The organism is Pantoea sp. X-Soil-OKNW-556 (genome assembly GCF_059730695.1).
Genome location: NZ_AP035992.1, coordinates 11741 through 24007, shown reverse-complemented (window position 1 = coordinate 24007; position 12267 = coordinate 11741). Strand labels below are relative to the sequence as shown.

Annotated in this window: 6 protein-coding genes; 2 read left to right on the top strand and 4 right to left on the bottom strand. The window is 49.7% G+C overall.

Annotated elements, in window-relative coordinates; genetic code table 11:
• Positions 1-54 precede the first annotated feature (54 nt).
• Positions 55-1029: a hypothetical protein gene (locus AC6I8T_RS23830; RefSeq protein ID WP_497834539.1), complete on the bottom strand. Its 975-nt coding sequence runs from the start codon at positions 1027-1029 to the stop codon at positions 55-57.
• Between the two features lie 222 nt (positions 1030-1251).
• On the opposite strand from AC6I8T_RS23830, the gene AC6I8T_RS23825 reads away from it, so the two are divergent.
• The gene (locus tag AC6I8T_RS23825) at positions 1252-5391 is read left to right on the top strand and encodes a hypothetical protein (RefSeq protein WP_497834538.1); all 4140 of its coding nucleotides are present in this window, start codon (positions 1252-1254) and stop codon (positions 5389-5391) included.
• Between the two features lie 46 nt (positions 5392-5437).
• On the opposite strand, the gene copM is transcribed toward AC6I8T_RS23825, so the two are convergent.
• Entirely contained in the window at positions 5438-5803 is a 366-nt protein-coding gene (copM, locus tag AC6I8T_RS23820; protein ID WP_497834537.1) for a CopM family metallochaperone, read from the bottom strand.
• Between the two features lie 296 nt (positions 5804-6099).
• On the opposite strand from copM, the gene AC6I8T_RS23815 reads away from it, so the two are divergent.
• Complete coding sequence (locus AC6I8T_RS23815; RefSeq protein WP_497834536.1) at positions 6100-7560, top strand: hypothetical protein; 1461 nt, start codon at positions 6100-6102, stop codon at positions 7558-7560.
• A 45-nt stretch (positions 7561-7605) separates the two neighbouring features.
• Here the strand turns inward: AC6I8T_RS23815 and AC6I8T_RS23810 are convergent, their stop codons facing one another.
• On the bottom strand, positions 7606-9801 hold the full coding sequence (locus tag AC6I8T_RS23810) for a M60 family metallopeptidase (protein WP_497834535.1): 2196 nt from the start codon (positions 9799-9801) through the stop codon (positions 7606-7608).
• A gap of 172 nt (positions 9802-9973) precedes the next feature.
• Positions 9974-12136 carry a glycoside hydrolase gene (locus AC6I8T_RS23805; RefSeq protein WP_497834534.1) on the bottom strand — a complete coding sequence of 721 codons (2163 nt, stop codon included), beginning with the start codon at positions 12134-12136 and terminating at the stop codon, positions 9974-9976.
• Positions 12137-12267: the final 131 nt, after the last annotated feature.

The window sequence follows — 12267 nt, the reverse complement described above, 5'->3', positions numbered from 1 at the left end:
AACGAGATTGAAGATATAGCAGAGCTCTTCATATGTTTCCTGTACGGATGATTACTATCGCCGTGTGTAAACTTTATTAACCATAACTTCCAGAGTGCTTGCAAAAACATTCAATAAAGAATCACGTTCTGCAACTTTGCTTTTCAAATCCGCATCAAATGATGTATTAGATTGTAACTCACCCTCCATCAACTGTTCTTTAAAAGAATCTATGTCATGATCTAACTGATTTCTTTTTGAAATAAACTCTTCTGCCTCTGCCTTCTCTTCAGAAGTCAACTTTTTTTCAGCCTCGATCTTTGAAAAAGAGATATTCTCAGCCACAATCCGAAAGACATCTTTATTGGTTTTTATCGAAAATTGAAAAACACAAACCGCGTCACTTGCGGATTTAGTGTTGGCAGCCCCCCTCTGGTGCATAATGGTAATTTCATAGTTGAAAAACTTCTCTCTGAGTTCAGATACCATTTGCTCCATACTGGACTTTTTGAAGTATAGTCGGCAGATCTCATCACGAACCGTTGCCGAAAACCTACGATCACTTCTGTTTGAAGCATTATATGGCTCTATACTATGCGTAACATTTTCGTAGCGGTAAAGATTAATGTTGACACTGACGACTTGTTTAATGGGGTCTATATCATAACCCAGATTAGACATCTTTCGACGTAGTTCGTTTATATTATTCCCTTTGGTATAATATCTTTCATACGCCTGAGAAAACTCTTTCACCAGATCAGAAAAATTCTTTTTAACTTCAATGTCAATATCAAAGTACTTTGAAATAGAATCACTACTCCCTTGCAGAACATGATAAAATTTCTTATCACGACTGCGCGCTATTTTATCAGCAAGACTGGCATGTGTTTTTTCATTGTAATAATCTCGATTGCTGTGAAAACTCTTCGGAGAAGCGGCACAATTGAAAAATGACACCAACCTTTTCAAAATAGAGGGTTTACTCTTCTGACTTTCACAATCAATATTTGATATTGTTGCCGAGTTTATTGGCGAAATCGCTTGTGGCATAATTACTCCCTTTATTCACCGCTTCACTTGCGGCATCCCCCAGGACAGTGGCGAGTTGATATAAAAACTCCGTGCCGTAAATGATCATCTTAACCAGTTACTCTCAGCAATCCTCTGAGTTAAGTCCAATTTCATTATTTTGTCACTGTAAACGCCGGAAAACGCAGTTTTATCCATCAACTGCTATTCTTCCTCTCCTCATGACTTATAAGGAACCACGGAATGGTCAATCTCCCCCTGTTCAGCGTCCAGCCGCCTCAGTCATTTTCACTCAATCTGCCGGAAAATATCCGGCAGTTGGTACAGATGGTGATCAGGATTCGGAACCTGCCAATGCCTTTATTGAGTAACGCTATTCGCGTCACCCTGCCAGGTATCGACAGAGGCGTTGATTTCATCAATCGGCAAATAACCCGCTGCGCTGGTTTATTGCATACGCCACCCTGCTTTGACGATATTCTCAATGTCACCGCAGCAGACGAGAAAATTGCGCAAAATCGACAACTGCTGTCTTGTTTGTACCTTATTGATGGTGATACATCCGGCCAAAACACGCCGGAAGCGCTGGGAACATTATTTCGCACGCTACTTAGCGGTTTTGTTGCCGAACCTCTGGCCATCAATTATCAGGTGTGTGAAACCCTGGCTACCGCCCTGGAGCCCTGTAGAAAGTCAGCTATCCCGGAAGATGTCTGGCAACGACGGGTTGAGCAATACCTGATTCATCGTTATTTGTTGTGCTTTCCTGAGGAACAGCGCTTTATTAATCTGCCCATGATCCTCAGCCTGGGTAAAAGCTATTTGCCGCTGCCGCCGTGGTTGCAACAGTTGCTGGTTTGCGATCCCCTGACTTTTCTCTACTCCATACTCACGATGGATGAGATTGTATTCACATCGCCACCCCCGCAGTCACTGGCCATCTGGAATCAGACGCGGGCAGATGAATGGCACCAACGTGCGCCCCACGCTTTTCTGGCTGGATCGACCGCCCATACCCTTAACACTCCCGCACAATGCCTGCCTGCCGTCGAGTTGCCTGCGGATCACAGTTATTCCTTCTTCCGTCTGCTGCAATCTAATGAAATCCCACAGTGTCTGACCAACCAAACCCTAACGCATTTGCCGTACGGTGGTCAGGTCACTGCCTTTACCGGTCAGGACAGCAGCGGCAATCTGCATCTTATCAACCAGGTTCAGGTGGGGAGTTCGGCACTGCGGATCCGCGATATCCACACCGTTGAAACGTCGCAACTGCTGCATCTGACACCTTCCGATACCCGCGGTGATGGTATTCGCGAGGCTGTTGCTACACCCGTGGCACACCAGGCACTGGCGCTGCGGCAGGCCGCTGATACCCACGTCGGCAATGTTGCCACAACGGCCGTCAATACCTTACACACCCTGGCAGGCATGTTGGATCTGAATTTCCCGCCCATAATTCAGGCGCAAGAGTTAAATCAGCTGTATGCAAAGCATCATGGGCAGATTTTCGCCTCGCCGCGTCCGGTCCCTGCCTTAAACCCTGGCATCCCCCTGGTCAGTGATTTTATCAGTCGTATGCAACGCGACTGGGGGCTGCTTCCGCCCGCCAGAAATCGCCAGGTCACGTTACTGTTTCGCTACCCGGATGGCATACCGGGGGAAAAACGGTTGCCGCTTACCCTCGTGCTGACAACCTTCAGGGGGAATGAATTTGCCGTTATCTACCCGAAAAACTGGTATCAATATTACCCGCAGGCGATCAGGCAATTTGAAGTGTATCGGGGATATAATCACACAGAGGCCGATCCGTTATTTGAGCGCCTGAAAGAGGCCGACTTTCAGCGTCTTAAACGTCAGGATCTCTGGCCGGCACGCTGGGAGGTGCATGCGGTAGATTTTATTCTCGCCTTGACCGAAGTCTTTAAGTTTAATGAAAATTTGTTGGCTGATGTCCTGTTTATTGATGGTGACAGCTGGCAGTCGATGACGTTGGTTAAAGTCATCACCACCTTCCCGGACATTATTCAGATCATTAAATGGCCGCAGGACATTCCGGTGGCCGCGACCCGTTTACTGGAACAATTTCGTCAAACCACCAGCCCGGTTATGCGCAAAAACCTGCTGCTGGAAATCGCTCTGAATAACCCCGCCGTGCAACAGGGCTTCGCAGCGTACAGCCTGACGGAAATGGTTGATAAGTTACGTAGCCTGACGCAGTCAGACTCACTGGCTGACCTTGATCTGTACGCAACGGCCTCGAGGTGGGTGAATGAGCAGTTGAATGAACATTATGATGCGTTTGAACGCCGCAGAGGACTGGCGATTGCGCAGGCGCAGCGCCTGAATAGCGCCAGCCGGGTGATGGCCCGGGTTTATTATCACTCCGGTGCCGATGACAGCCATATCCTGGTTAGCAGTCAATTGATCTCTCTGGAAAATCTGGCTTACAACCAACTACAAACGCAGTTCGGCATCAATCATCGTATCGAAGTGGATATCCCCCCCGCATTGAAAGGTGCCTTTTCCCCTGATGATCCCTGGTTCCGCCCCACCTTTCCCATCACCGATGCGATCTATGTAAAAATGCAGGGAAACAGTGACCGCTGTCTGAATAACACCACCTGCTATGCCGCCGTTGCCGAACGGCAACGCCGTTTAATAACTTTCCGTTTCGCCAACTATCTTCAGACGCTTAACGATCGCCGTCCGTTAAGTAGCAGCGATCACATCGAACGAAAACAGCTGACTGAACTACTTCAGTGCACAGATTCGCGTCCCGTCCTTCACTTAGTGGAATTTGATGGACAACCGCTGGCGACCTGTTTCGCGATACGCGGCGCGGGGCGCTGGCTGCTGTTTAGCACCGAATATGATGGCGTCATCAAACTGCATGAAGACAAACAGACCTTTTTAACCGCCGAAGAGCAAGCAGTGATCTATCAGGCACTGCCACTGAAATACACCATGCAGTACGCCAGCGAAACAGGTCGGTTGAATATTATTCTGGCCACCGGGGCAGACTGGCAAGGCCGGTTGGGGCGGTATGATTTTGTGGTCCCCGCCACAGAGGAGCTGCATCACCATCTGACAGAAATGATATTTGCGCAACATAACCATGACATCGAAACGCTATTTCGTTCCTCCGCGGAGAGGTGGTCGGCGTTTGCCCGCAGTTTCCCGAGTGACAAGTTCAGCGGTATGACGACGTTACTGGATCACCTGGCCCGGAAACCGCTGAGCTGCGTCGCCCGTTCACTGACCGCCATCAGCGAGTTGGTCAGCAATGCGCCAGAGAGAGGTGTAGCTTATACGCTGGCAAAATTGGCGTCAGCGCAAAATCCCCCTTTGCCGCTCGATATCGTGATTGGAACCGCCTTTGACTTCAACGGACTCGCGACACGTACCCCCGATCTCTATCCCGGTATACACAATCTGGTCAACCGGGGACGTGCATTGAAACGTTTTATCTCCGGCATGCTGGCTAAAAAACAAACCTCGAAAATCCTTAAGGCGCTGGAACGCGGAAAATTGCAGGCTTCGCTTCCCGCCACCCAACTTATTATTCCGTTCGCCAATCCGCTGCTGAACATACGTTATGCAAGCTACCATCCATACACTTTGTTCCGGCCAGACTTACTGCCGCCAATCCTGGCGGATGGTCGCCGACACGCGCGCGAGTTGCTGAAAAGCGCCATCAAAACCTTAACTGCTGCCCATCAACGTCCATTGGTTAATCGTCTGCTGCAACTCTTTTTTGCTCGTGAAGACGAGGGTTTTATTCAGCGTTTCACCAAACAACTGCGTCAGATGAAGCGGGATCTGAACCGGTTTAACCCAGGAAAACATATTCAATTGAGTGCAGAAGACGAAAACAGGATGACGGTGGATTTGGCTGGCTATAAACGATTCGTTAAAAACTATGTCGCCTTTGAGAATGGCGAAACAGACGGTGCGCGCTTTAGCGATCCGGTGTGCACCATCAACACTGACCAATTGCTGCATCAGCTGAATCACTGTGGCGGAAATGTCGTCGCGTGTGCGGCGATGCAGCTCATCACCCTCTTTACGCAGGGCGTGGCGGAAACGCTCAATTATGCCCATGCCGCAGAGGTGGGAAACCGTAAAGGGGTACGAGACTTTGCCGCGCTAATCAATCTTAATGATGCCGGTTATTTCCCGCCAGCCCGCTTTCGCGGAGCGGATGCGCGGTTTCTGACAGAAAACCGACCAGGCTATGTGAAGGAAACCACCACCGGAAGCCGTAATAGCGACTCCCATAATTGGGTGATCTATTTCCTGGCGGAGATAGCGGAGAATAATATGGCTGAAGAGGCAATCAGTAAGCTGGAGAGATCACGCCTTACCCCACCGAAGCGATAACAGGGTTCGTCGCGGTGCGATAAATCGCGCCGCGACGAGACAGGGATTATTTTGACAGCCAGGCTTCCATATGATCGATTTCCGCGGTCTGAGCTTTGATCACATCTTCCGCCAGTTCACGCATCACCGGATCTTTACCGTATTTCAATTCCGTCTCGGCCATCGCGATGGCACCTTTATGGTGCTCGATCATCCCTTTTGCAAAAGCGCGGTCCGGGTTGGATTCTTTTAATCCCTGCATCATCCCCTCATGCATCCCCTGCATGCCTTGCATATATTCCTGAGAAGCTGCTGAGGTTGCGGTTTCGCTGCTCATCTGATGCGCGTGTTCGTCACTGTGCGTCTGATTAGCCATTACCAGTACCGGAACAGAAATTAACAACGCGGCCAAAGAAAGTTGAATTTTTCTCATATAAAAATTTCCTGGATATTTAAGTATAACGTGAGTGATGATAACTTTTTGCAATGGTTTCACGAGAACAAATAATAAATTTTGATCCAGCGCAAAAAATGAAGACATCAAAGACAACACAAGAAGGTTCTTATATTAGACTTCACGCCATCTTAATCAGGCAAAGAATTATGAACGTGCCGGATAATGATGATTACAAAAAACAAATATGCTGATGTTTAACTGATATCAGTTGCTCAACCATGCCTGCAATCCGGTAAATTATCATTACCAAAAAAAAGAGAGAAGTATCATCTATGATAACTGCACACTCTATTGCGATATCACCGTGGCAAAACAGCGTTGCCCCTGGAACATCTGGCAACATTGCTTCCTCATTCGCTCAACACATCAAAGAAATAAGTAACAAAGTCTGTCACACGATATCATCAGCCAGGAAAATTTCTGCTGAACTCGCCAAAACCAGCACCATGAACATAATGCAATTTGGACCGCAAATTCGTGTATTTAATATTGACCTCAAAGGTACAGCGACAGCGGTCATAACAAGAGATGCCATGTCGGTTTATCCTTTACATTTAGAAGTAGGTAAGGAACAGGCAGGTTTCTATTTACTTTCTGTCCATCAATGGGGAATGAAGTTTACCTATAATGGCAGTTTCAATCCTAAAAAATGGAAATGTGAATTCACCTATGAAAAACTCGAACACTTCGAAAAAGCCATCCCCTACGCCAAATTTGGCTCTGGCGCATATCAGGGTTCAGTACAGTGTAATTTCTTTGTTGAGAGCGGAATGACCACCATTTACCCCGAAAACCCAACTAAAAACATGCTGTATGACACCTTGTGTCGCCTGCCAACGGCGATATGTGAGTTTGGGCTGGACCGATTGTCTGACTATTGCTTTGGCAGCGACGCAGACAAGCCTGAATACCCCTTGCCTGCCGACAACACGACGATTGCTTCCCTCTCAACGACTGAAGCAAGTCAGAATATTACGGTACGTTTGGCTGAAACCCTCGCCAATATGTTCATCAACGGATTTAAAAACAATGATACCAATAAAGCATTCTGGTTAAATTTTGGCAACGGCCCTGCCGATATCAATACGGCAATAACCTGGCATCTGTGCAAAGACGTTAGTTTTTCGGTGCAAGCCAACAATTACTTACGCTTGAATTTCACAATTATTTATATTAACGGAAAGATATCCTTCTCAGGCAATATAAAGTTATTAATAGAACTTTTTGGCAACGCTTATGAATGTTACCAACAATGGGCTGAGATTCATAAAATCGCCAGAGAAAAGACCGACAATGCCGGTGTGCCTGCTAAAATAGTTGATGACTTTTGTAATGAGGTTCGTATATCGATCGAGCAAAGTGAGAATGATGCTCCCGCGGTAAACACCCCACCGCTCACTAATCGCTCGGTCAACCAATTGACTCAACCTGAATTTTTACCGGCACTGGCAAAAATCACCAACAGTTACTGGATTATTAAAGATATAGATAATAATTTTCTGACAGGTTACGATCCGGAAGGGGATAAACTCATTCAGGACTTAGACCCGGCTGATACGCATCAGAGATATATTCTGGGTGCGACAGAATCCGTCAATTCACCCAATATCACTCATCTCGGAGAATACAAAACTAATTTTGACGTGCTGGTAACGTTAAAAGGAGATCCTCTGGTCGCTCACTTTTTTGCAGGGGAAATTATGAAGACTGTGACCGGCAAAAATGCCAACTGATATCAAGCCAGACCGGTTAATCACCGGCCTGGCGCGCCTCACTTATTAACACCCTGCATGCATATTATCCCCTCCCAGTGGGCGCCACACGCCCCATCGCCCACTGTTTTCGGGGTTATCACCGCGCGTCCACCAGCCACTGACCCACACCTTCCCGTTATAACTGACCTTATCGCATAAGGTGTAGACTTTGCCCGCATCCCATGCCGCTGCTCCGCTGGCTGGCTGTTCTTTCGCGGGCACCACAATTTTTTGGCTGAGGGTACGTGATTGTGTCCCGGCCTTCACCACCACCGACACGTTCAGATTCTGTATCTGCGCCTGTTTACTGACGGTAAAACTCTGCTGTGCCCTGCCGTTGCTGTTACCCTGCGGGATCGTCCAGTCATACGATGCTGAGTTGGTCGGCGCAGTGGTGGCTGTCACCTCTCCGTTAAACGTCATAGTATTGCCGTTGTCTTGCGTCGTAACGCGTAACGCTGCGCCACTCACAAAGGCCGCATCCTGGTTCACCTGCTGCGGTTTTTCTACCGTTACGGTGATCAGACTCGAGGCTTCCCGCTCATTTTTATCCCATACCGTCAGCCGGTATGTCACTTCACCGCTCTTATTCATCGGGATCAGCGCTCGCGCTTTAGCGGTATTGACCACCCATTGCCATTGTCCACCCTCCGCATTTTGCAGATAGAAGTCGCCACCGCCTTTCACCATATCCCATTTATACTTGACGGCATTTTTACTGGCACTGCCATCGAGAGCATAAGCGCGTGAGGCATCGCTGGTACCTTTGACGGTAAAATTTGCTCCAGCCACAGCTACCGGTAACACATCCTGCGGCTGAGAATAGTCATATTTGATATCCTCATCGCGGTTCTCCCAGATAGGGTCTTTCATCATCGGTAGCGCCAGCTGTGTCAACTTCTGCCGCGTCGCATCGTCAGCAGGCAACCCCCATTGATCATAGAAAGGCACCAGGTTGTAACCCGCCAGGCGACTCGTCTCCAGAATGAAGCGCTGGATTTTGCTGTCGTGCGTGCCGGGCATGTCAGTCATATCACGATAAATACGACCCAGCTTTGCGTAGAAATCCTTGCCAAAGGTCAGGTCGAGTTGCCACAGCATCGCCACTTTCACAAACAAATCCTGCGTATGGTAATTGCGTTGTGGTTGTCCTAAATAAGTAAAGGCTTTAGCCCAATCACCGGCCGTTTCCAGACGTGAGCGGGCACCGAGTTCACGCTGAACATATAAAGACGTCAGGTTGACGCTGACTTCGCCCATCCCGTCCCATTTTTGCCCTTCCATCTGAAATTGGTGGCCCAGTTCATGCCAGGGACCCCAACCGTTCTGCACCATTCCTGGACCATAGACTACGGTGCGCATCGCATCATCGTTGCAGGCCATCAGACGCCACGTCCATGAATTTAATGCGCCACGACACGCATCATTATTCTCCACACCTTGTGGTGGCAGGCCATCAACAAAGTGGAAACGATGTGGGATGCGGCGATGCTTGCTGCCAGCAGTATTCTCCGTCAGTCCGTACTGATCCTCAGTCCAGGTGACGATGTTGTCCCAGGTGGCGAGCATGGCATTGACCTCTGCCGGGGCGATCCACTGTCCGGCCATGCTGCGGCGCAGCGTGATCATCATGCGGTCGCTCAGCAGTTCAACATAAGGTGATGCCTGCATTTCCGGGTCGTCCAGCATACGTTGCCAGTCATCTGCCGTATTTTGCTTCAGAATAAAGCGTGGGAAAGGTTGGCCGCCCTGAATATCGACCTGAATATCCCCCGCAATCGGGTTACTGTAATTGGCGATGTATAAGATCCCATCGCGGTCAACCTGTATGGTGTTGTTGCCCCTTTTCAGGCTCTGTCGCATCGCGTGGGTATATTTCCAGGTACGGTCATGCGGAACGCTGACAAACGACTCCAGATACGGGGCCGTCACGTTCGCTGGATAGATAATGTTGATATTCAGAACATCGCCTTGTTTGACCCAAATCCCGGTTGATTGCAACGGAGTCTGGTCATAAACACGTTGCTGGCTGATGCGCAATTCATGCGGTGTGCCGGGCTGCGCAAGGGTGAACTGGCGTGCCGGAACCATGCCGTCATTCACCTGACGCTGCGTCAGCGTCATGTTTGCGGTATCGGGTACGGGAGATGCGCTGAGGTGCAATGGCGTCAACAGGCTGCTGATGGCTAAAGCCAGGTATCCATAGTTAAATTGTTTCATAGTCTTCTCTAAATGTTTCGAATGATTTCAAAAACATTTAATGCGAAGTTATGAAACACCGACATCAGAAGGTGGCGTGTCTGGATTCAGGATTTTCTCTGACAAATTGGGAAATGACCGTAAAACCTGAAATGCGCGAATGGGTAGCATTGTCGCTACCCAATCAAAGCGGTCAGAAAGAGGGTACAGGCCGGCTTGCCAGCCGGGCATTGAGACTCTGCGGTGCAATGCCCTCAAATTTCTTATCGGAAAAATTCGCGATCAGCACGGAGCCATCACTGAAAGTTGTCTGCTGCACCCAGCCTTCCTTATCAAGCCAGCGAAAATCAACTAACGCTTTATTCCACAGCACCCGATGCAACGGGCGAAACTGCGCATCAGCCTTGATGATCTCCGGAAGACGCTCCCGCAGCGTGGCACGGCTGACATTAAAGAGTGGCGGCGTATTATATAGCTGGCTTAGCAAGTCACGCGTCCGGGTGACTTCAGGGAATTTCAGGTTATCCAGCGTCCAGTGATGGGTATTGATCACCGCATCGTGAAAGACCGCCTGATACAAGGGAACGCGGTAGCGCGGATCGAACACGACGGTGCGATAGAGAGGCTTGAGCTGAGCCGCACGGAAAAAGGTCGCGGGCTCGGCATCCGGCCACCACGCGCCAAGGTAATAAGGTGACGTTTTGTCATGCCGCATCTCTTTATCTCGCCAGCCAAAACCCCAGCTTTCCGCGCCGTGGGCAAACATCAGGTAACGTGCCGTCACGGCGCTTCCATCTTCAGAGCCTAAAGGCAGCCCGATCTGCTCACTGAACCACGCCATACGCGTATTACGCGCTGCGGCCATCTGTGTCGCGCTGGTCAAATGTGCAGGCTGGTAATCATCATCCACCATACCAGTGCCATCTACATCAAGAAACAGGCTGTTTAAGCCGGCCAGTTGCATTAACGCGCGTATTCTTTGTTGTGAGTACGGCAGTACACAACCCGGATTCATATAATAACCTTCACCGCCAAAACCGGGCTTTTTGCTGCCATCAGCACGAACGATGGCGCAACGTTCACGTATTTCCGCAGGTAGCTGTGCAGTAACCCAGCTATCGTTGCGACCCGGCGCTACGGCGGTGTCGTAAGAATCGTAACTCGCCACCAGATAACCCGCAGCTTTGGCGCGAGCCACCGCATTGGGGTGAAGAAACGCGGCGGTCCAGGTATCGGTCCCCAACCATAACCGTGCCAGACCCGCACGGTGTAAACTGTCGATCACCGCTTCAGACAACCCCTGCCCCCACAGATGAGGGGCCGTCAGGTAGCCCCCTAATTGCTGTTGCGCCAGTTGACGAACCCTGGCCGCCTGGTGTTGTTGCGCACTGAGATAATCTGGATCGTCGGGTGTGGCGTTAAGAGGCACCTGCGCCACCAACGCGCGGTTGAGTGTGGTAATAAGTGCGCTTTTCTGCCAGTCCTGCGGTCGCGATTGTTGCAGGATCTTCTGCGCTTCGGCACCCATGTTACGTTTCACTGTCGCCCCCGCAGGCGATTTCAGGAAGGAGAACAACCCAGACCAGTTTCTGATATCTTCCGGTGCCAGCAACTGGCTGCCCCACAGATACAGAAAGGTTGCGCCAATCAGTTTCCGGCCTTCCGGCTCTGCTGCCAGTTTCTCACGCAAGCTAATGAACTGACCGGTTTGTCTTAGCCAGCTGCGATAGCGCAACGCACCTGATAACGGGGAATCCCCGACATGCAACAACACCTCAAACGGCTGCTGTTGATTAAATCGATTAAATTCATGCTGGCTGCGCATCGCTAACTGGTTGCCGTGCTGGCGAAAGGTGATGCGATTGTGAAATGGCGTCAGCAGTAGCCAACTGTATGTTTTATCCTGTTGTTGGCTCCAGAGCGGCAGTTTCAGATCGTAATTGGTATCAATCGATTCCTGTTCATGCACCAGGTAGGTCTGCCATTCCGGGTTATCAAGTGGAATGCGGCTCCCCTCCCCCAAAGGCAACAGCAACACGCGGGTGCCATTCGGCAAACCAAACCAGTTCAGTACCTGAGGTTGATCACTGTGAAATGTCAGCCGCAGATCGGCCCCCTCCACATCGGCGTTGATATGCAGGCGTTTTGCAGGCCAGTACCAACTGGCCGCAGTAGCGGTGGTTTGCAACGCGGTTACGGTCTGAACAGACTGCGGGCCGTTGACCTGCGTATCACCCACCTGAATTAGAAGCGTGGCTGGATCGATCATAAAACTCTCCGCCCCATGCTGTAAGCGAATAGCAGAGGTGGAAAAAGCAATAATAGATAGCAACGTAGCGAGTAAAAGCTTATTCATGCAAATACACTCACGAAAGTGATATTGAGCGCAGAGTGTAGGGGGGAAGTCAGACTGCACACCTGATTTTCAGGATAATAATCAGACTGATAATCCTGAGTTTACATTAACATTCAGGCGTTCTTCATTAC